We start from the raw sequence: 21,383 nt of genomic DNA, 5'->3' as shown, positions 1-21,383 counted from the left end.
GCACCTTGATCGGCGCCTTGAACATCTCCACGAATTCCATGATGCCCTGATTGGCCCGGCACAGTGCGCCGGAATAGCTGTAGGCGTCCGCGTCGTGCTGCGCGAAGTGCTCCAGCTGACGGATATCGACCTTGCCCACCAGGGAGGAGATGTCCTGGTTGTTCTCGTCACCCGGCTCGGTCTTGGCGATCGCCACCTGTTCCAGAACGGAAGGGTAGAGCTTGACCACCTTGAAACGGGTGATGTCACCCTTGAATTCCTGCAGGCGCTTCACCGCCCAGGGCGACATGATGTTGCGCAGATAGCGCACGGGGATGCCATAGTCCTCTTCCAGGATGGGGCCGTCCTCTTCCGGGGAGAAGAGCCCCAGCGGTGACTCGAAGACCGGGGAGCCGGCGATGGCATAGAAGGGCCGCTCTTGCATCAGCTCCTTGAGCTTTTCCGCCAGGGACGACTTGCCGCCGCCCACCGGCCCCAGCAGGTAGAGGATCTGCTTCTTTTCCTCCAGCCCCTGGGCGGCGTGCCGCAGATAAGAGACCAGTTGCTCGATCGACTCCTCCATCCCGTAGAACTCCGGGAAGGCCGGATAGCGCCGCAGCACCTTATTCTGAAAGATGCGGCTCAGGCGCGGGTCGTCACGGGTATCCACCAGTTGCGGCTCACCGATGGCCGCCAGCAACCGCTCCGCCGCCCAGGCATAGGCGCCGGGGTCGGACTTGCACAGTTGCAGATACTCATCCAGACTCATGACCTCCTCGCGGGATGCCTCATAACGGGCCTGGTAACGCTCGAAGATCGACATGCTCTTAACCTCACTCATAGGCTGCTGTCACCCGCCGGACCGGGACACCGAACCGCGGCGGCTCACTGGACTACCTGTCTCGGGTCGAACCGCGAAAAGACAAGGCTGGTCTGAAATTAAGCAAAGACTGGACCACACTGGCGGTGGTCTTGATCGTCGGTGTGGTCGTCGTCTGCGCCTGCGGCGGCGGGGGGAACGACGATCAGGAGCCGGATACGCTGAGAGTAACAATAAGGCCAGGTGGCTCGCCAGTCCCTGCGGCGGGCGCGGTGACTAAGCCGCCCCGATTTTGTGATAATAGGCCGCGCGGACTCGCGTCAGGTTCCGCGGCCCGGGCCACCCGGTCCCCCGCCACCACGGGACCCATCCACCGAGCACTAACATCTTGGACTCCAAAGACGTGACCTGCCGGCCGATCGGGCGCCTGAAGAACCTGCTCCACAATCTGGGCGGCTATCCGGACCGGACGATCCAGGCTGCGCACCTGCGAGCGCTCGCCCGGCAGCTGTGCGACGAGCGCGCGACCGGCCACGACACCCTGCGCGCCGTCGACGCCGTGGCCGACAATCTGCTCGCGTGCCAGCAGCAGACCCGGGAAGAATTCGACCAGGTCTTCGATGCCTTCCTGAAGGACGGGCACCAACAGACCTTGCGTAGTCTACTCGACCCCGACCTGGGTGAGGGCGAGGCCTCATGAGCCCGAACCGGCGATTTTCTGCAAATCAACGCAACGAAACGCACATAGGATAACCACCATGCTCTACCTCTTGGCGCTTGCTCTCATCCTGATCGCTGCTGCGCTCATCTACCTCGCCATCCAACCGGCGGAGTTTCTCATCCGCCGCTCGCTGGTGATGAATACGGATGCCCGGAGCGTCTTCGCCCGGGTCCGTGATCTCCGCGGTTGGCAAGACTGGAGCCCCTGGCTTTTGCACGAACCGCAGGCACGGCTGGAATACAGCCCGCACCCGGACGCGGAGGGCGGCTATTACAGTTGGGACGGCCAGGCGATCGGCGCCGGCCGCCTGACTCACGAGCGACTCACCGAGCCGACGCGGATCGACCAGCGGATCAGTTTCATCCGCCCATTCAAGACCGAAAACACCGTCTGGTGGGAATTCGCTCCGGCCCCGGACGGCGCCACCGAGGTCACCTGGTCCATGCGCGCTCGCCTGCCTTTTCTATTGCGTTTTCTCACCGGGCTCATGACTCGCATGATGGAATACGACTTCGAGCTCGGGCTGGCACGCTTGCGCGGCACCCTGGACCCGAGCGCCGAGCGGCCCGAAGTCCGCTTTCTGGGGCCGCTTGAACAGCCCGCGCAGACGGCGCTGACCATCCCCTACAGCGGCGACCTGGCCGGCCTGATCGCGACCATGGGCGATGGCCTCCCGCGCCTGGGTGCACACTGTGCCGCGCTCGGTGTCACGCCCCCCGGCCCGGCCTTCATGGCGTACCACAAGGTCGATGCGAAGGTCACGCACTTGCGGTGCGACCTGGCGCTCCCGGTCCCGGACGGTACCGATCCCGGCCCTTTCGCCCTCAAGCGCCTGGGCGGCGGGCGCTACTACGCCACCGAATTCCAGGGTAGCTACCAGTTTCTGGGGCCGGTCTGGAGCAGCGTCATGGCCCACCTGCGGATGGTCCGCGCCCGCCGGGAGAGCTCCCGCCCGTCCTTGGAGATCTATGTCAGAGACCCGAGCCAGACCAGCGACAGCAATGAATACCTGACGCGCATCCTGGTCCCCATCCGCTGACGTTGTATGCTCTCGTGACACCGCTGCGCGGTGTTGTGCCTGTGCGGGGCGCTGCGCGCCCGGAGTTGCGCGCCGCCGGATGGCTTTGCCAATTGTTTCCGGCACGTTGGTGTGTCGGTGGACCTTCAGGCCGACCGACCGGGAGCGCCGCTCGCCTTGCCGGCGGACCCGGTTCCAGCGGGCTCGTTCCCCCGAATTTTCATGCAGAACGGGTCGCTGACTGAATCTGCTGATGCCAACAAGGCCAACAGTCAAGGCCGTCCGCACTGCAATTGATCGCGCCACGGGGCCAGGATTCACCTAAGATTAGCGGTTCCCTGGGTGCGTCCCGGTGGCGTCGGTCAGTGTGCCGGCGGTGAGGGCGCTCCCCCCGATCAGACCCATGTGAGTCAGAGGAATTTGCGATGTCAGACAACTGGCGCTTTGTGGCGCGCCCCGGCGCGGCGGACACGATTTATGGGCTGGACTTGAGCCCCGACGGCGCGCGCGCCGCCACCGCGAGTTGGGACAGCGCGGTACGGGTGATGGACCTGCAAGATGGGTGTACCCTGCATACGCTGCGCGGTCACGAGGGCCGGGTCTACTCGGTGGCCTTCCACCCTGACGGGCAACTGCTCGCCTCCGGCGGGACGGACGCGGTGGTGCGGGTTTGGGATACGCAGGCGGGCGCGCTGCGCTGGAGCCAGAGCGGCCACACCAGCCTGATCTATAGCGTCGACTTCCAGCCTCAGGGGAAGCTGCTCGCCTCCGGCAGCGAGGACGGGACCGTCGCCATCTGGACGACCGAGGGTGAATTGGTCCACCACATCGAGGGCCACAACCAGTATGTCCAGGGGGTCGCCTTCAGCCCGGACGGGCGGGTGCTGGCCTCCGGCAGCCGCGACTGCAACCTGCTGCTGTGGGATGTTGAGACCGGTGCGGAGGTCGGGCGCGTGGCGGTGGTCCACAACGGCATCAACAGCGTGCGCTTCACGGCGGATGGCAAGCGGGTGCTCCTGACCAATGTGGACGGGGTGGTCGGCATCTGGGACCTGGCGAGCGGGGAGCTGCTGCTGGAGCGCAATGAGCACCGGTATCCCGTGTGGTCGGCGGTCTTCAGTCCGGACGGTAAGACCTTCGCCACCGCGAGTGCGGACCGGACCGTCATTCTGTGGGATGCGGCGACCGGCGCCCAGCTCGGGCGCTTCACCGGCTACGCGGGCGATGTCTATGCCCTGGAGTTTACCCCGGACGGCCGCTCACTGGTGTCCGGGAGCGCCGACAAGACCGTTCGGCTGTGGAGTCGGGACCTGTCCGAGCCGCAGTGGCAGGCCCTGTCCGACAGTTGGCAGGCGAGCGCGGAGGCGGAGGCCGAATCACTCCTGCCCGTGGTGGCCAAACCGGCACAGGCGGCGGGGCAGGGGGGGATGTTCGGGCGGCTCTTCGGGCGGCGCTAAAGGGAGCCGGGGCGTCCCGCCCCGGCGTTTCCAATCCGGACGGGGCGTCCGCCGCGGTCCCGCACTGGCACCGGGGCGGGACGCCCCGGCTCCTCCTCAGCCCGGCGCGCCCATCTCCCGTGCGCGCTCGCGGCGGTTGGTGAGGTCCGGGCTGGCGGCGGGCCTCGCGGACTCGGGCCAACCGGCGCAATGTCGCATCACCAGGTCGGCGAGACCGCCGATGTGCTCTGGGGCGTCGTTGAGGCAGGGGATGTAGCCGTAAGATTGGCCGCCGGCCTCCAGGAAATAGTCGCGGTTCTCCACCGAGATCTCCTCGATGGTCTCCAAACAGTCCGCCGCGAACCCGGGTGAGATGACCTGCACCGATTTCACTCCCTCGGTGGCCCAGGCCTTGAGGGTCTCGTCCGTGTAGGGTCGCAACCATTCCTGGAGGCCGAACCGGGATTGGAAGGAGAGCAGCCAGCGCTCCTTGGGCAGATGCAGCTGCTCCACCACCAGGCGGGCGGTCTTTTGGCACTGGCAGTGGTAGGGATCGCCATTGAGGAAATAATCCTGCGGAATGCCGTGGAAGGAGAACAGCAGCCGCTCGGGTTCCCCATGCTCGGCCCAGTAAGCGCGGATGCTCCCGGCCAGGGCGTCGATATAGCCGCGGTCATCATGATATTGGTTGACGAACCGCAGTTCCGGCAGTAAGCGCCAGGTCATCAGTTCACGGGCCACCGCGTCGAAGGTGGAAGCCGTGGTGGTGGCCGAATATTGCGGGTAGAGCGGGAGCACCAGGATGCGCCGGGCATTGGCGGCGCGCAGTTGCGCGAGCGCGCTCGGGATGGATGGATGGCCGTAGCGCATGCCGAGCGTGACCAGCACCGGGCCGGGGAAGCGGGCATCAAGCGCCGTCTGCATGGCCGCCGCCTGGCGCTTGGCGATCACGAACAGGGGTGAGCCCTCAGGCGTCCATACCGCCTGATAGGCCCGCGCGGAGCGCGCCGGGCGCGCCCGCAGGATGACCCCATGCAGGATCAGCCACCAGATCGGACGCGGCAGTTCCACCACCCGTGGGTCCCACAGGAATTCAGCCAGATAGCGCCGCACCGCCGGGATCGTGGGGGCGTCGGGGGTACCCAGGTTCACGAGCAGCACGCCCAGGCATTCCGGGGCGTCGTGGTGCGGCTCTGGGCTATTGGCATAGATCATCGTGCCATCTCGTCGTCTTGACCCGCGCGGCAGGGGGTCGCTCGGCGCCCCGGGGTGTGCGGGCGGTGCTGGCTCAAATCCCGGCATGTGGGCTGGTCCTTTAGTCCTGGGCCTGGGCGCACAGGTGTTTGAACAGGGCGCGGAAGCGCTGGGGGTCCGGGGTGCCGAACAGCGGGTCTTCGGCGCGGGGGGCCAGGATCTCAAGCGCATCCAAATCCGCCGGCTCAAGCCAGTCGCGCGCGATCGGAAAGGCCTCCGTCTCCTCCAGCGCCAGGTGTTCGCGCATGGTCGTCACAAACTCCCGGCCCTGGGCCTCCACCTCATCGCGGCGCAGCACCTCTTCGTTGACGATGCCGTCCAGCGATTGGCGAAAGCGCTTGTTCATCTGGATGACGACCGCGTGCTGGCGCATCAGTACGTCGAAGACGTCGCGTTGCTCCGCCCCCTTTTCCAGGGTGCGGCGAAAGATCAGGTCTTCCGTGGGGTGATGGATAGTGTCGGCGTAGTTGTCCATATACTCCAGCATCTGGCAGAAGACCTCATAGTCGGGCTCGTGGCCCGCGTGGAAGCGCTCCAGCAGGGCATGGAACAGGTCGAGCAGTTGTGTCAGGCGCAGATGGTCCTGGGCGAGACGTTGCATGAGTGGGTGCATGGGCGCATGACTCCAAGTTGAAGGGGCGGACCGTCGCGGGTGGACGGTGGGTGCGGGACGTCTGGCCCGTCCTGGTCGCGACCGTGCGAGCCCAAACCACTCTAATAAGGCATCGCGGCCGCGTTGCCAAGCAAAAAGGGTGGAATGCCCGTTCTGAGCGGCCTGCGGTGCGCCGCCGACGCCTGCCGCGGCGCCCCTCACCCCTCACCGCCGGGTGCCGCGATTCCCCGCCGGCGGCGCCGCTGCGCCAGTCGGCGCCACACCCAGCCCGCGGGGGCATCCTCGCCGGTGACCAGATAGTGCAGCACATGAGGGTCATTCAGGGTCCAATCCATCACGGCGCGCGCCCCGTCCCGCCCGCAGAAGAGGACCTGATCGCCTTTGCGCACCCGCTGGTCCAAATCCGGGAGCAGTTGGCGCTCATCGTTGTGCTCCAGCAGCAGCGGGATCACCGGCAACGCTCGGGTGCGGTCCCGTGGGTCGGTCACCAGTCGCCGCAGGGTGAGATTGGCCGTGTGCTCATCCCCGGCGCAGAGGGCGGGCGCCTGGTTCGCCTCGACGGCGATCTGCCACACCTGGGGAATCTGCGTGTCGAGCAGTCCGCACAGCCGGCTGATCAACTCGCAGGCCCAGCCGGTATCCTGAAAGCGTGAGAGTGTGATGAACTCCCAGAGCAGCGGCAGGGTCAGGCGCACGCGGATGCCATCGGTGATGATCATGCTGGGATGCATCACCACCTGCGCCCCGACCCGCCGGAATAGTTCCCCATTATCCAGATGATTCTTGCGCGCGACCACGAACAGGTCACGGTTGAGTTGTCGCGCCGTCATGATGATGGACAGGTTGGTCGCATCGTTGTCCGTGCCGGCCACCAGGGCGACGGCGCGCTGGATATGCGCCCGCTCCAGGGTGGCGGCGCCGGTGCCATGCCCCAGGATGACGCCGTCCTTGGGCAGGTCGGTCAGGTGTGGATCGGCCTCCACGATCACCAGTTCCAGCCCCTGGCCCTTGAGGTGCCGGTACATGGCGCGGCCGAAGCGCCCGAAGCCGCACAGTATCCACAGACCCTTGGCCGGCGGGCACTGCGGTTCCGGCAGGGGCGCGCCGCTCTCCCCAATCAGCCAGTCCCGCAGGAGGGTCAGGCAGGGCGCCTCAATGGCGATGGCCATATGCAGGGCGAAGGTATCGAAGGGGTCGTAGATATGGTCGGTGCCGAAGGAGGCCATGTCGGCCGCCACCTCAGGCGAGTCGGACCGGCAGACCACCCGCAGACCCGGGCGCAATAGCTTGGCGGCGATGGCGATCTTGAGGTTGGTCTCGTTCACATCGGTGAGGGCCACGATCCCCAGACAGCGGGGGTGGTCGAGGCCGGCGGCTAGGAGATTGGCCGGCCGGCGGGCGTCGGCGGTGAGGGCCGGTACGTATTCGCGCAGATTCGCCAGCAGCAGCAGGCTGATGCGCTCCGGGTCGAGGTCGATCACCACCGCGCGCTGGTGGCGGTCGGCGAGCGCCCGCACCAAGGCGCCGCCGGTCTGACCATAGCCGCAGACCAGATAGAAGGGATCGCGCAGCCGTTGCACGCGGGCGCGGAAACGCCGTTCGGTGAGCGCCCGGCTGAAGGTCGTGTCCTGTAACAGTCCGATCAGTGCGCCGGCGGCATAGAGCCAGATCGCTACCGTGCCGAAGATGGTAAACGTCACCCAGAGACGCTGGGCGTCGGTGAAGGGGTAGGGGATCTCGCCAAAGCCGATGGTGGTGGAGGTATAGGCGACCACATAAAAGGCGTGGAAAAAGCCCATCGGCCAGGGGTTGCCGGCGGCGTCCCGGCCCGGAATCAGGACTAGGCCCATGATCGCCACCGCGTAGCTCACGATCAGCAGGATGAGCGGCGCGCGCATGCGCCGCATGATGAGGAAGACAATGCTGTCCATGGCAGGGCTTAGACGGCCTTCGGGTGTGCGGCGGCAGCGCCTAACGCCGCAGCAGGAAGGTCTCGATCACCAGCAGGACCACCGAGATGACGTTGGCGACCAGCGCCCCGGCGGCCAGCGAGACGATCGTGGCCATGGTGCCGGGGGCCATGCCGGCCGCGGTTCCATAGACGGCGATGATCCACACCAGGGCCGCCGCTGACAGCTGCAGAATGGCCACCAGGCTGGTGGCGAGCAGGAGCGCGCCAACCTGGGAGCGGTCGCCGAACTTGAGTACGGTGGCGATCAGATTCACCACGATCACCGCGAAGAAGTCCCACTTATCATGATGGGCAGGATTGTCGATATCGCCGATGACGAACCCGAAGTTGAGGGTCAGTGCGAGGACGATGAAGAAACCGAAGACGACCTTTTCCGGGTTCATGGGGCCGATAGGGCTCTCGTGGGTGTTGGTTAGCCTGGCGCGTTGATTTCGGCATCCCTGCCGATTCTCAGGAGGGCTGTCTGCGCGGCACCCCGGCCTGGGCGAGATCGGCCAAGTACTCCTGCCACAGCCGCTCCTGGTTGGTGCCCAGGTAGTGTAGATACTCCCAGGAGTAGAGTCCGGTGTGGTGCCCGTCGTCGAAATTCAGGCGTATGGCGTAGTTGCCGATCGGGTCTATCCCATTGATGCCGACGTCCTCCTTGCCGACCTGGAGCGTCTCCTGGCCCGGACCGTGTCCCTGGACCTCGGCCGAAGGTGAGTAGACCCGCAGATACTCGCAGGGCAGGTTGAAGTGTGAGCCGTCATCGAAGCTCAGCTCCAGGATGCGCGATTGCTGATGCAGATTGATTTCGGTGGGTCTAGGCATAGGGTCCTCAGAGGATATAGCGCGACAGGTCCTCATCCGCCGCCAGTTGGGACAGGTTCTGGTCCACATAGGCGGCGGTGACGGTCACGGTGACCCGGTCCAGGTCGGAGGCGTTGTAGGACACGTCCTCCAGCAGGCGCTCCAGGACCGTGTGCAGGCGTCGCGCGCCGATGTTCTCGGTCCGCTCGTTGACCTGCCAGGCGATCTCGGCCAGGCGCCGGATGCCGTCTTCCGTGAACTCCAGTTTGACCCCTTCGGTCGCGAGCAGTGCCTTGTATTGGTCGGTGAGCGAGGCGTCCGGCTCGGTCAGGATGCGTACGAAGTCCTCGGTGGTCAGGGCCTTGAGCTCCACCCGGATGGGCAGGCGTCCCTGCAGTTCGGGGATCAGGTCGGAGGGCCGCGCCAGGTGGAAGGCGCCGGAGGCGATGAACAGGATGTGATCGGTCCGCACCGAGCCGTGCTTGGTGGAGACCGTGCTGCCCTCCACCAGCGGCAGCAGGTCGCGCTGCACGCCCTCGCGCGAGACATCAGCCCCGGACATCCCCTCGCCGCGACGGGTCACCTTGTCGATCTCGTCCAGGAACACGATGCCATTCTGCTCGACGTTCTCGATGGCGCGCAGCTTCAGCTCCTCCTCGTTGACCCGCTTGAGCGCCTCCTCGTCGCGCAGCAGCTTGCGGGCGTCCTTGATGCGCAGCTTGCGCCGCTTGGTGCGGCCTTGGCCCAGATTCTGGAACAGTCCCTGGAGCTGGCTCGTCATCTCCTCCATCCCGGGCGGGGCCATGATCTCGACCCCCAAGGGCGCGGCCGAGACCTGGATCTCGACCTCACGCTCATCCAGTTCATCGGCGCGCAGCTTGGCCCGGAATTTCTCCCGGGTGGCCGAGTTGCTGGGGGTGGCGCGGCTCTCCTCCTCGAAGCCACCGGGGGGCGGCAGCAGGGCGTCGAGGATGCGCTCCTCCGCGGCGGCCTCTGCCAGGTCGGTGAGCCGGGACATCTCCTGTTCGCGGGCGAGCTTGATGCCGATATCCGCCAAGTCACGGATGATGGACTCCACATCGCGGCCCACATAGCCCACCTCGGTGAACTTGGTGGCCTCGATCTTGATGAAGGGGGCGTTGGCGAGCCGGGCCAGGCGCCGCGCGATCTCGGTCTTGCCGACCCCGGTGGGGCCGATCATCAGGATGTTCTTGGGTGTGATCTCGGTGCGCATCGGCTCCGGGATCTGCATCCGCCGCCAGCGGTTGCGCAGCGCGATCGCCACCGCGCGCTTGGCCTCGTCCTGGCCGACGATGTGCTTGTCCAGTTCGGCGACGATCTCTTGGGGGGTGATTTCCGACATGGGATTGAAGGTCCGTGGATGGGCCGCCCGGCCGGGGGGCGCGGCGTGATGCGGAAAAAGCCTGCACTTTTCCGCAAAAAAACGCAAATAAGCAATGGCTTGAGAATTCAGTTGCCGTCGCGCGTCGGACCTGAGCGGACGCTGGCATCGCAAGGTGTTGATGGTCTTTTGCGTTGTCTTCAGTCTGCGCGGTCTGACTGCGCCTTCGGGGGGTTAAGAATGCGGGTCGGGCGCGCATTCCGCAAGTCTGCCCGGGTACTGCCGGTCCGCAGTCTCGCCGGGCGTTCCGGCTTCCCGCGAGTGGTCCGCACCGCGGCCCCTACCGTGCGTCTGCCGGCGCGACAGTCAGTTCCTCGATCACCAGGTTGTGATTGGTGTAGACACAGATGTCCGCGGCGATGTGCAGCGCCCGCTCGACGATCTCGCGGGCCGAGAGTTGCGTGTTCTCCAGCATCGCCCGCGCCGCCGCCTGGGCGAAGGAGCCGCCCGAGCCGATCGCCATTAGGTTGTGCTCCGGCTCGATCACGTCACCGGTGCCGGAGATGATGAGTGAGCTTTGGGCATCGGCGATGCAGAGCAGGGCCTCCAGGCGGCGCAGCATCCGGTCGGTGCGCCAGTCCTTGGCCAGTTCCACCGCGGAGCGCACCAGATGACCCTGATGCTTCTCCAGTTTGCCCTCGAAACGTTCGAACAGCGTAAAGGCGTCCGCGGTGGCCCCGGCAAAGCCGGCGATCACCCGGTCCTTGTAGAGGCGGCGCACCTTGCGCGCGTTGCCCTTCATGATCGTCGGGCCTAAGGACACCTGTCCGTCGCCGCCGATGACGACCTGGTCGCCGCGGCGCACTGAAAGGATGGTCGTACCGTGGAAGATCGTCGCCATGGGTTAAGGGCTCTGGGGTTGGTCGCCGAGCGGGCGGATGGCGCATTCTACGCCAGCGCCGCTGCGCGCGGCGTATGTAGGAGCGGCCCCCCGGCCGCGACGAGCCCGGCAGGTGGACGCGGTGTCGGGTCGCGGCCGGGGACCGTTCCTACCGATGGCGCGTGCTGGGCAGCGGTAAGGCCAGCGCCGCCGCCTCCGCCTGGCAGTCGCGGGTGGGCTTGAGCCCCTTGGCGCGCACGGCGGCCAGTTCGGCCCGGGCCGCCTCGACTTGGGTGCGGAACGCGGGGTCCGCGTGCAGGCGGGCCACCACCCCGGCCGCCAGCACCCGGCCGGCCGTCACGTCGCTCTGCCAATGCACCCCGCAGATCACCCGGCTCTGACCAAAGGCATAGCCCCGGGACAGGAGCGGGTCGGTGCGCTCGGGGGCGAGTTCGGTGAGGATCAGGGTCCAGGTCCAGCCGATCGTGGTGTGACCGGACGGGTACGACCCATTGGTGCGCAGGTGCGCCTCGTCCGATGGTTTGCAACTGCTCTGGTTATAGACGACAAAGGGGCGGGTGCGCTGATAGTGATTCTTGGCCGCCCCGGTGGAGGCCCCCGCATCGCTCTCGCTGCGCGCCAGCAGCGTATACAGATGCGGCGTGGCTGCCGCCGTGATCGGCGCATCCAGTGCGCAGGAGAAGGCCTCCGGGGCCTGCGGAAAGCTGAGAATGGCGTCGGAGGCCGCCAGCGCCCAGCGCGGCGTGTCGCGGTAGGCGCGCGTCTCGCGGAACGCCGCCTGGTCGGCGGCGAAGGCGGCCGATCCCGCCGCGGGCGGCGGCGGGAGCAGCTTGAGACTATTGGGCAGCGCGCTGGTTGGCAGGAAGCCCGGTGCTCTCTCCGACTTGAGCTCGGGCAGCGCGGCCGGTCCCGTGGGCGCCGTAGGCGCCGTGAGCGTCGCGCAACCCGCTGTCAGTAACAGGCCGGCCAGTGCGGGCGCCAGCCAGGGGCCCGGTGCGCCAAACCGCCACGGGGCCGCCAGCAAGACCGGTTGAACGGCCGCTGATTGCTTCCCACCCAAGTCGCGTACGCGCATTTTCTATACCCTCTGTTGCAGGACTTCGTTGATCTGGCCGGCGCCCGGCCACCCCAGCGAACAGTATAGCGGTGATGTTCGTCACTGCCGGGGGACGCCGTAGGAGCGGCCCCCCGGCCGCGACGGGTTGCCGCGAGGTGCGGCGGCCCGGGTGATGATCGACACCTGCCGCGTCACGCCTGAAACTTAACCAGGTATCGGGTAAGCTAGAGCCCCACTAGAGTCCCACCGCAAACCCTGAGGAGCGAGTCGACGATGAGCAAGCTCGGTAAGATCGAACTGGCGGAAATGCTGGCCGAACTGCGTGCCCAATTGCTGGCGGCCCAAAGCGAGGGGGCGGGTAAAGACCTGAAGCTTGAGATCAGCGACGTGGAGATCGAGGTCCAGATCGAGACCACGAAAAAGGCGGACGGCAAGGGCGGGGTGAAGTTTTGGGTCTATAACGCGGAGGCGGGGATCAGCGGCTCCGAGGCGATGAGCCATCGGTTGAAGCTCAAGCTGCGGCCTACCGGGCCGAATGGTGAGGCCCCAGTACGGGTTGGCGCCAGCGGTTCCCTGCCGGGATAAGGGCAGTGGGGTCAATCCGTGGATAAGTCCCTGCTGGTCTGCGTCTTCGTCCCGACCACCGACGCCGCGGATACCGACCACCATGGGCGCCAAGGCCAGATCGGCACCGGCTATCCGGTCGGTCCTGACCTGATCCTCACCGCCCGTCACCTGCTGGACCCGGAAGCCCCGAAGCGCCGCGATACCCGTCACCCGATCAAGGTGCGTTGGCACTCTTATCGCGCGCACCAGCAAGCCGGCCCCGATGGCTGGGTCGTGATCCCGGACGCGGCCGTCATCTGCCCGGCGTGCGATGCCCTGGACGCCATGCTGCTGCGCTGCCCGCGCCCGGATGGGGCGATCGGTTGGGGCATCCTCTCCGAGGAAGCGCCCACCGATCAGATGCAGTGGAGCAGCGAGGGTTTCCCCGATGCCGGCGACTATGAGGGGTTGCGTCATCCTTGCTCCTTCGGTGGCTCCTGTTTTTCCAAGGCGCCGGACGAGGACTACTTTGAACTCGTGGCCGCCGCGCCACCGGTGGAGGAGGGCGACTGGCGCGGCGCGTCCGGCATGCCCATCTTCTTTGGCCGGCGCATCCTGGGGGTTGCCCGGCAAGTCCCCAGGAAGTTCGGTTCCCAGCGCCTGCACGCCACGCCCTCGCGGCGGTTGCTCGCCGACCCGAAGTTTCGAGAGGCACTGGGATTCGATGAGCGTCAGGCCAGGGTTGCCAAGGCGCAGCGCGCGCTGACGAAACTCCTGGTCCCGTCTCCCAGCGGCCTGGTGGCGCTGGCCGACGCACTGGACCCCGCGCTCGATCTGGCCGGGCTCAAAGACCTGGAGCGGGCGGACCGACTCGCCGAACTGCTCTTGGACACCGACATCCGTCGTGCCATCGCCGTCCTGCGCAAGGCCCACCGGACTTTGGTCGCGGAGGTCGGTGCCCAGGATGCCGAGCCCCTGGTCAATGCCGCCCGGCTGGTCGTTCCGGCCCTCTTCGACCAGGGGGTGGTCCTGCACACCAAGGGCCAGCAGGCGGTCTCCCTGGTGCGGCTCCCGGCCGGGACCCGCACCGTCGCGGAGCTGATCATGGCCGGCGTGGACGGGCGTGCGGCGCGCTTCCGGCCGCGGACGCACGAGCATGACCAGCCCGCGGGCGAGTTGAGCCTCCCGCTGCACCCGGAGCGGGGGATCGGCGCGGACGCGGGCGCGGCCCTGGCGGCGCACCTCGAAAACAAGCTCGACCCCGGCCGCGCGGCAATCCAGGGCCTGCGCACCTCGATCGACGACTATCTGCTCGGCACCTTTGCACGCGCGGAGCCGGGTGCCCCGACGCGGGCGCGCGCGGACCGCATCCGCCTCACTGCCGACCTGCTGGAGAATTGGCGCTGCGATACCGGCCAGACCCTCTACATGGTCTTTTTCCTGGCGGATGACCCCAGCGAGCGTCAGCCCATCGAGGCCCTGGTCGCCGAGTTGAAACGGGACTATCAGGCCATCGCCTTCCTTGGTCTGGACCCGACCCCCGACCAGGAGCGCGCCGACCGCAACCTGGTCGACCCCCTCTGTCGCATGCTGCCCCTGCGGGCTTGAGTCACGCGGAGAACCAAGGACCATGAGACTGCTCAAACACCGCCATGGCGAGGCCATCACCCTGCCGGGACCGCCCCAGGCCCCGGAACAGGTCCACTGCTTTGACCAATCCGAGATCGACGCCGTCCACGCCGCCTTGGCTGCGCGCCGGCCGCTCCTGGTGCGCGGCGAGCCGGGCGTGGGCAAGAGCCAACTGGCCCGCGCCCTGGCCCTGGATCTCAAGATGGCCTACGTGCAGCACGTCATCGACATCCGCACCGAGTCGCGTGACCTGCTGTGGCACTTCGACGCCGTCGGCCGGCTCGCCGATGCCCAGTTACGCGGTGCGCTCGCCGGTCAATGCGGGGAGCGGGCGGCCGTCGTGGCGGCGAGTGCCGCCCTCCAGCAGGACCTGGCCGTCGAGCACTATCTGTATCCTGGGGCACTCTGGTGGGCGTTCGACTGGGCGGGCGCGCGCGACCGGGCCATCGCCCGCCGCCGCCCGGTGCCTGAGCCTATGGGCGGCTGCGACCCAGCCAACGGTGTGGTGGTCCTGATCGACGAGATCGACAAGGCCGAATCCGATGTCCCCAACGGCCTGCTGGAGGCCCTGGGTGCCGGCTGCTTCACCCCGCAGGGCATGACCGAACCGGTGGTCATGCGGGGACCGGCCCCGCTGGTGATCATCACCACCAACGAGGAGCGCGCCCTGCCGGACGCCTTCCTGCGTCGGTGTCTGGTCCTGGTCCTGGCGCTGCCCGCGGACGGGTCGGCACTCGAAGACCACCTGGTGGGGCGCGGTCAGGCCCATTTCCCGGCGGCAGACGGCGCGGTGCTGCGCCTGGCGGCGCAACAGCTCGTCCAGGACCGCCAGGCCGCCGAGCGCGCCCATTGGCGCCCGCTGCCCGGTCAGGCCGAATATCTGGACCTGGTGCGGGCGGTGCTTGAACTGGGCGCGACGCCCGCGGAACAAGAGGCCCTGCTCAAGACCATCGGCAGCTATGTGCTGCAAAAACACCTGGGATCGCCGGGGTGAGTGAGGGACCAGTCCCCAGCGGTTCTTGCGGGCGAGCCGACCTGCTGCGCGCGCTGGTGCAGGGCGGCGCGCCGCTGCTTGGGTCCACTGCGGCCTTGCTCGGGTATGCAGAGCAGCCTGAGCCGATCCGTGTGGTCGCATCAGTTCCAGATTTTGCCCCAACGGGGATGTCGGTGCTCACCGCATTCCCTCCCCTCGAGATTATCCAACAGCCCTTGGCCGCTGCCCGCTTCTGGTGCCTCAATGCCTATGAATCGCTTCCCTCCGAGGAGCCGGAGCCCGAACCTCCCACTGCCGCGCCCCTGGGTTGGACCAACAGGCCCGACACCCGCCCGGTCACGCACCCCCTGGCCGCCTGGTCGGACCTACGCCGCCGCCTGAACCCGCGGCTTACCGCGCCGCGCGACGGTCCCGAGCCGGACCTGGAACGCCTGGTCGCCCGTCTGGGCCGCGGGCTCCTGCTGGAGCGGTTGCCGCGGCGGCAGCAGCGTTGCCTGGGGCCGACCCTGCAAGTCATCTTCGACCGCAGCGAACACCTGGTGCCCTATTGGGGCGACCAGGAGCGGGTGGCCGGTGACTTGGCCCGGCTGCTGCCCGTGGGCGCGTTGACCCGCGGCGTCTTCCACGAAGGGCAGACCGCCCCGCGCCTCTTGGACCGCATCGACGGACGCTACCGACCGCCCCCCGAGGGCGGGCTGGTCCTGGTCTTGGGCGACCTGGGCAGCCTGGCACTGGACGCACCGGCCGAACCCTGGCTCCTGCTGGGCCGGTGCCTGGCTGCGGCCGGCTGCCGGGCGGTCGCTTTGCTGCCCTGTCGACGGGGGCGGGTCCCCAAGGCCCTGCGGCGGCTGTGGGACCTGGTCGAGTGGGAGCGGCCGGCCGGTGTGGGCGCCTTGGCGGCGCCTGGCGTTGGCGCCGCCGGGGATGACTCCCAGTCTGCCCGCGGCGCGGCGACGCGCCGTCTACTCTCCCTCCTCGCCCCAGCGGTTCGCATCGAACCCGGGCTCCTGCGGGCGATGCGCCTGTCGCTTGCCGCCCCCGCCCTGGACGCCGCGGCCGAGTCCGAGGTCTGGCAGGACGCCGCCGTCGCCAGCACCCACAGCGAGGCGGCTACCCTGAACCCGCGCGCACTGCCCGAACTGCGTGCCGCCTTCGCCGCCGAGCCCCCGCTGGTGCAGGCTCAGGTGCTCGACCTGCTGCGTACCTGGCGCGCCCATCTGCCCCCGGAGATTTGGTTCGAGGAGGTCCTGAACTTAGCCCCCCAGACCCAGGATGCACTGGCGCAGCCCCAGGACTTGGACGACGCCCGGCACTTTTTCGCCGCACTGTGCGCTGATGTGGGCGCCGACCTCACTCGGGACCCCGCGGCCTCTGTGCCCGCCGGCGACTGGGTGCGCCGTGTGATGACCCGCGCGTCGGTCATCTGGGATGACCCAAGGATCGGCCGGCCCCTGGTGCGTCTGGACTGGGCCATGCATCGGCACCGGCCCGACTACCGTCCGCCGATCCCGATCGAACCGGCCGACCTGCCGGCTGGCGATCAGGCGATCCGCCGGCTAGCCGTCTCCCAGCAGGGTGCCGACCTCGTCTTCGTCCCCTTCGACCAACCCCCGCCGTATAGCGGCAGCCCGCTCGCCCTCATGGAAACTCGTAACCTCCTGATCTCGATCGGGCCACCGGAACCGGACCCGGATACCTTCTGGGAGGCCGGCGAGCCCCCATCCTGGGCCGACGACTGGGGCTGGGACGAGTATGGCGCCTGGGTGACGTTTTCCCATGCGGGAAAGGACGGGGCGCGCGTGGTTCAGCGGATGCGCTGGATCGCGCCGGGCAGCTTTCTGATGGGTTCGCCGTCCGACGAACCCGGGCGCTACCCGGATGACGGCCCACAACACCAGGTGACGCTCGGCGAGGGTTACTGGCTGTTCGACACGCCCTGCACCCAGGCCCTCTGGACGGCGGTAATCGGTCAGAATCCCAGCCGGTTTCAGACCCTCGAGCGGCCGGTCGAGCAGGTGAGTTGGGAGGATGCGCAGGGGTTCATCGCCCGCCTGAATACCCTGCTTCCCGGGCTCGATATCAGTCTCCCGAGCGAGGCGCAGTGGGAATATGCCTGTCGGGCCGGGACCGAGACGGCGCTTTACACTGGACCTATCGAGATCTTGGGCGATGCCAATGCCCCTGCCCTGGACGCCATCGCCTGGTACGGCGGCAACAGCGGGGTCGACTTCGAACTAGCGAACGGGTACGACTCGTCCAGTTGGCCCGAGCAGCAGTACCCCAATCCCAGGTCCGGGACCCATCCGGTCGGTACCAAGCAGGCCAATCCCTGGGGTCTCTACGACATGCTCGGCAATGTCTGGGAGTGGGTCCAGGACCCCTGGCATGATGACTATACGGGGGCGCCTCAGGATGGTTCGGTTTGGCCGTCGTCCTCGCCCGGCGCGGCCCGGGTGGTCCGCGGGGGCTCCTGGAACGGCCTCGCGCGCTTCTGCCGTTGCGCGTCCCGCTACCAGGGCGCGCCCGACCTCCGCGATGGCAACCTGGGCTTGCGTTGTGCCCGAGTTCAGGTTCGTGAGCCAGGCCAGGCCGGCAGCCCGGACGGCGGGGAGCACGGTCCGGGGGGCGGTGCAGCGCAGCGCGCACGCTTGGCCCGGCCCGGCCCGCGGAGCGGATCAGGCCGGGCCGGGTCAGGCGTGCGGCGCGCAGCGGGCGCCGAGGCCGCGGGCATCTCGCTCCCACGCTCCAGCGTGGGAGTCAGTGCGGGCGCTCCGCGTCCGGTCCCCGGCGGGGACGCGGAGCGCCCGCGCGGCATTCCCACGCGGGAGCGTGGGAACGAGAGCGCCCAATTGGTGCGCCTGGAGTCCAGTGCTGTGGCGACCGTCCCGCTGCCCGCGGCATCGCGCATCCAACTCCTGACTGACCGCGAGCGCCTGACCCTGTCCCAGATCGACAAGCCCGCCTGGGCCAGCGCGATCGGTCGCGACCGCTTCGGTCTCTGGGCCGAGATCGCTGTCCCGTCGCGCAGCGCGGAGTCCGCCCCCCAGCGCCGCCGCTGGTGGTCCTTGAAGTCAGCCCCCAAGCCGAGCGCGCAAATGGACCCTGAGCCGGTCATCCAGCGCCTGCGCTGGATCCCGCCCGGGCGCTTCCTGATGGGCTCCCCCGCGGGCGAGCCGGGGCGCTGGGACGCCGAAGGCCCCCAGCACTCGGTCACCATCGGCCAGGGTTACTGGCTCTTCGATACCCCCTGCACCCAGGCCCTCTGGGTCGCGGTCATGGCGGAGAACCCCAGTCGATTCAAGGACCCGCGGCGTCCGGTCGAGCAGATCTCCTGGGGCGACGCACAAGGCTTCATGAATCAGATCAACCAATCAGTTCCAGGGTTGGCCCTGTCCCTGCCGACCGAGGCCCAATGGGAATATGCCTGCCGGGCCGGCACCCAGACCGCGCTCTATACCGGCCCGATCGAGATCCTGGGCCAAACCCATGCCCCGGCCCTGGACCCCATCGCCTGGTATGGCGGCAACAGTGGGGTCGATTACGACCTCGACGAGGCCTATGAGACCGTCGGCGATCTGTGGAAAGAGATGCAGTACGAAACCAAACGGGCCGGGACGCGGCGGGTCAAGGGCAAGCAGCCCAACCCCTGGGGCCTCTACGATATGCTCGGTAACGTTTGGGAGTGGGTCGCCGACCCCTGGCATGACAACTACCAGGACGCGCCGACGGACGGCACTCTGTGGGACAATGCCCCTGGCGCGGCCCGGGTGGTCCGCGGGGGCTCCTGGTACGGCCTCGCGCGCTGCTGCCGTTGCGCGTACCGCTCCCAGTACGCGCCCGGCAGCCGCCGTGACAACCTGGGCTTGCGTGGTGCCCGAGTTCAGGGGTCGTGAGCCCGGTCGGTCTGGCAAGACGCAGCGGAGCGCCTGAATCTGGCGCGGCCCGGCCCGCGGAGCGGATCAGGCCGGGCGGCGCCAGGTTCAGGCGTGTAGCGGGGGGGCCGCTCCGTCTCGTGACACCGCTCGAGTGGTGTCACGCCTGTGTCAGGCGCTCCGCGCCGCGGGGTAGAGTCCGGTTTCTCGTGGTTCCCAAACTCTGAGACTGGCAAGAATGCCCCGTGCGCCTTCGGCGCCGCCGTCCGGCTGAAGCCTCCAGTTGGGGGGATCAGCCGGGAGGCATTAGCCGGTCCTCTCGCTCCCATGCTGGGGCGTGCGAACCTGGCGGGGAGCGTCGCGCTGGGCGAGATGCGCGCCTTCCGCATCAACGACCCCAAGCCCCGCCTGATCCATGCCCCGTGCTTCCGTGAGCGGGTGCTCCACCATGCCCTGATGACCCAGGCGGGTCCGGTGCTGGATCGTGCCCTGGTCGCGGATACCTATGCCTGCCGCGTCGGCAAAGGGGCGCTGGCCGCGGTACAGCGCGCGCAGCATCACCAGCGCCGCTGGCCCTGGTATGCCCAGATCGACATCCGCGGCTATTTCGCCAGCATCGACCAGGCGACCTTGTGCGCTCTGCTGGCTCGGCGCTTCAAGGATCCGGGACTGCTCGCCCTGATGATGCGCATCGTCGCGGCCTACCAGACCGCGCCCGGTAAGGGGCTGCCCATCGGTGCGCTCACCTCCCAGCAGTTCGCGAATTACTATCTGTCCGGGCTCGACCGGTTGCTCTTGGAGGACTGCGGTGTCCGCGGTTTGGTCCGCTATATGGACGATCTGGTGTGGTGGGGCGACTCGCGGGCGGCGGTGCGCGAGGCATTGGCGGCGGCGCGTGCCTACACCGGTGAGTGCCTGGCCCTGGAGATCAAGGACCCGGTACAGATCGGACCCAGTGCGCAGGGGTTGAGCTTCTGCGGTTACCGCATCCTGCCGGGCGCACTGCTGCTGTCGCGGCGGCGCAAATGCAGGTATGCGCAGTGCCGTCGCGCCTGGGAGGACGCCTACGCGGACGGTCTGATCGACGCCCGGACCCTGCAAAGCGGCTATGCCTGCGCCCTGGCCATCACCGCGCATACCGACGCGGCGGCCTGGCGCCGCGAGCAACTGCGCCGTTTCCCACTTGCCGAACCGCTCGCCGCGCTGTAAGGTCGGGCGTGGGGATGGGGGTCGCAAACCGGCGCGGCCCGGGTGGTCCGCGGGGGCTCCTGGAACGACAACGCGCGCAACTGCCGTTGCGCGTACCGCAACCAGAACGCGCCCGACAACCGCAATGACAACCTGGGCTTGCGTTGTGCCCGAGCTCACGACCGGACCGGATGGTCCGAACCTGAACAGACCCCGATCCCGGGCGCCGGTCCGCCGGCGCCAAAACCCAAGACCCCCGGCGTGTTGGTAGCGGTGAGCGGATGCCCCGCGACGGCTCGCCGGTGGGTCGCCTCCCGCCGACCTGGAGCCCATGTCCCCAGCAGGAATCCGCATCGACCCCTCCCGCCACCCACTGGACGCCGGCCGCGCGCCGGCCTGGGCGAGCGAGTGGGGGCAGGACCGCTATGGGGTCTTCGCCGCCTTCACCCTGGGGGCGGTGACGCAACGGCTGCGCTGGATACCGCCTGGGCGCTTTCTGATGGGCTCGCCGCAGGAGGAGACCCGGGGTCTGGCCAAGGACGATACCGAACGGCCCTGGTTCGAGCGGGAGCATCCACGCCATGAGGTCATCATCAGCCAGGGCTTCTGGCTGTTCGACACGCCCTGTACCCAGGCCCTGTGGCAGGCGGTGATGGGCGAGAACCCCAGCCGCTTCCGGAGCCCGGACCGCCCGGTGGAGCAGGTGAGTTGGGATCAGGTGCAGGGGTTCATCGCCTGCCTCAATGGGCTGATCCCCGGGCTCGACCTGGTGCTGCCGACTGAGGCCCAGTGGGAACACGCCTGCCGGGCCGGGACCGATACCGCGCTCTATTGCGGACCCATCGAAATCTTGGGGCAATGCAACGCCCCGGCCCTGGACACCATCGCCTGGTATGGCGGAAACAGTGGGGTGGACTTTGAGTTGGCGGATGGCTGGGATTCATCCGGCTGGCCCGAGCAGCAGTATCCTCACCCGCGATCCGGCACCCACCCGGTTGGGCGTAAAAGGCCCAATCCTTGGGGTCTGTACGACATACTTGGCAATGTTTGGGAGTGGTGCGCGGACGGACGACGCGACTATGGTGAGACCCCTGTTGTCGACCCGGCTGGCCCCTTGGAGCCCGGCGCGGCCCGGGTGGTCCGCGGGGGCTCCTGGGTCGGCGGCGCGCGCTTCTGCCGTTGCGCGTCCCGCTACCAGCTCGCGCCCGGCGACCGCGATGGCCGCCTGGGCTTGCGTTGTGCCCGAGTTCAG

17 protein-coding genes and 2 pseudogenes are annotated in these 21,383 nt (G+C 68.0%); 10 read left to right on the top strand and 9 right to left on the bottom strand.

The annotated features are described in order from the left end of the window. Positions 1-802 (bottom strand): annotated as a pseudogene (locus QZY44_RS06660) (PrkA family serine protein kinase); the annotation flags it as partial. A gap of 385 nt (positions 803-1,187) precedes the next feature. Between QZY44_RS06660 and QZY44_RS06655 the strand changes: the two are divergent. The 3 genes from QZY44_RS06655 to QZY44_RS06645 all read left to right on the top strand — a co-directional run bounded on the left by QZY44_RS06655 (position 1,188) and on the right by QZY44_RS06645 (position 3,995). Further along, positions 1,188-1,499 carry a hypothetical protein gene (locus QZY44_RS06655; protein WP_295443973.1) on the top strand — a complete coding sequence of 104 codons (312 nt, stop codon included), beginning with the start codon at positions 1,188-1,190 and terminating at the stop codon, positions 1,497-1,499. 58 nt (positions 1,500-1,557) lie between these two features. Then, positions 1,558-2,559, top strand: a complete 1,002-nt coding sequence (locus QZY44_RS06650) for an SRPBCC family protein (protein WP_295443970.1) — start codon at positions 1,558-1,560, stop codon at positions 2,557-2,559. A gap of 404 nt (positions 2,560-2,963) precedes the next feature. Further along, positions 2,964-3,995: a WD40 repeat domain-containing protein gene (locus QZY44_RS06645; RefSeq protein WP_295443967.1), complete on the top strand. Its 1,032-nt coding sequence runs from the start codon at positions 2,964-2,966 to the stop codon at positions 3,993-3,995. Between the two features lie 96 nt (positions 3,996-4,091). On the opposite strand, the gene hemH is transcribed toward QZY44_RS06645, so the two are convergent. The 8 genes from hemH to QZY44_RS06605 all read right to left on the bottom strand — a co-directional run bounded on the left by hemH (position 4,092) and on the right by QZY44_RS06605 (position 11,920). Beyond that, a complete protein-coding gene (gene hemH / locus QZY44_RS06640) occupies positions 4,092-5,189 on the bottom strand; it encodes a ferrochelatase (RefSeq protein ID WP_295443964.1) in 1,098 nt (365 codons plus the stop codon). A gap of 100 nt (positions 5,190-5,289) precedes the next feature. After that, a complete protein-coding gene (locus QZY44_RS06635) occupies positions 5,290-5,841 on the bottom strand; it encodes a hemerythrin domain-containing protein (RefSeq protein ID WP_295443962.1) in 552 nt (183 codons plus the stop codon). Between the two features lie 197 nt (positions 5,842-6,038). Beyond that, positions 6,039-7,772, bottom strand: a complete 1,734-nt coding sequence (locus tag QZY44_RS06630; RefSeq protein WP_295443959.1) for a potassium channel protein — start codon at positions 7,770-7,772, stop codon at positions 6,039-6,041. Between the two features lie 40 nt (positions 7,773-7,812). Then, entirely contained in the window at positions 7,813-8,196 is a 384-nt protein-coding gene (locus QZY44_RS06625; protein WP_295443956.1) for a DUF6394 family protein, read from the bottom strand. Between the two features lie 67 nt (positions 8,197-8,263). Beyond that, complete coding sequence (locus QZY44_RS06620; RefSeq protein ID WP_295443953.1) at positions 8,264-8,623, bottom strand: DUF971 domain-containing protein; 360 nt, start codon at positions 8,621-8,623, stop codon at positions 8,264-8,266. 7 nt (positions 8,624-8,630) lie between these two features. After that, entirely contained in the window at positions 8,631-9,965 is a 1,335-nt protein-coding gene (gene hslU, locus QZY44_RS06615) for an ATP-dependent protease ATPase subunit HslU (protein ID WP_295443950.1), read from the bottom strand. 319 nt (positions 9,966-10,284) lie between these two features. After that, positions 10,285-10,845 carry an ATP-dependent protease subunit HslV gene (gene hslV / locus QZY44_RS06610; protein WP_295443948.1) on the bottom strand — a complete coding sequence of 187 codons (561 nt, stop codon included), beginning with the start codon at positions 10,843-10,845 and terminating at the stop codon, positions 10,285-10,287. Between the two features lie 148 nt (positions 10,846-10,993). Continuing rightward, complete coding sequence (locus QZY44_RS06605) at positions 10,994-11,920, bottom strand: phosphatase PAP2 family protein (protein ID WP_295443945.1); 927 nt, start codon at positions 11,918-11,920, stop codon at positions 10,994-10,996. A 255-nt stretch (positions 11,921-12,175) separates the two neighbouring features. On the opposite strand from QZY44_RS06605, the gene QZY44_RS06600 reads away from it, so the two are divergent. From QZY44_RS06600 to QZY44_RS06570, 7 genes and pseudogenes are all read left to right on the top strand, one after another. Then, positions 12,176-12,487, top strand: coding sequence for a trypco2 family protein (locus tag QZY44_RS06600; protein WP_295443943.1), 312 nt, complete (start codon positions 12,176-12,178; stop codon positions 12,485-12,487). 18 nt (positions 12,488-12,505) lie between these two features. Continuing rightward, positions 12,506-14,056: a hypothetical protein gene (locus QZY44_RS06595; protein ID WP_295443940.1), complete on the top strand. Its 1,551-nt coding sequence runs from the start codon at positions 12,506-12,508 to the stop codon at positions 14,054-14,056. Positions 14,057-14,078: 22 nt separating this feature from the next. Beyond that, on the top strand, positions 14,079-15,071 hold the full coding sequence (locus QZY44_RS06590; RefSeq protein WP_295443937.1) for a MoxR family ATPase: 993 nt from the start codon (positions 14,079-14,081) through the stop codon (positions 15,069-15,071). Continuing rightward, positions 15,068-18,964, top strand: a complete 3,897-nt coding sequence (locus tag QZY44_RS06585) for a formylglycine-generating enzyme family protein (protein ID WP_295443934.1) — start codon at positions 15,068-15,070, stop codon at positions 18,962-18,964. The genes QZY44_RS06590 and QZY44_RS06585 overlap by 4 nt, the downstream gene beginning before the upstream one ends. Before the next feature lie 306 nt (positions 18,965-19,270). Continuing rightward, positions 19,271-20,152, top strand: coding sequence for a reverse transcriptase domain-containing protein (locus QZY44_RS06580; protein ID WP_295443931.1), 882 nt, complete (start codon positions 19,271-19,273; stop codon positions 20,150-20,152). Between the two features lie 30 nt (positions 20,153-20,182). Further along, a pseudogene (locus tag QZY44_RS06575) lies at positions 20,183-20,293 on the top strand (formylglycine-generating enzyme family protein); the annotation flags it as partial. A gap of 169 nt (positions 20,294-20,462) precedes the next feature. Beyond that, positions 20,463-21,383 (top strand): formylglycine-generating enzyme family protein (locus QZY44_RS06570; protein WP_295443929.1); only part of this gene is annotated, 921 nt, incomplete at its 3' end.

The sequence above is a fragment of the uncultured Thiodictyon sp. genome (assembly GCA_903837595.1).
Lineage (GTDB): Bacteria > Pseudomonadota > Gammaproteobacteria > Chromatiales > Chromatiaceae > Thiodictyon.
The sequence above is the reverse complement of the archived record's forward strand: the minus strand, read 5'-3'. Positions and strand labels throughout refer to the sequence as shown.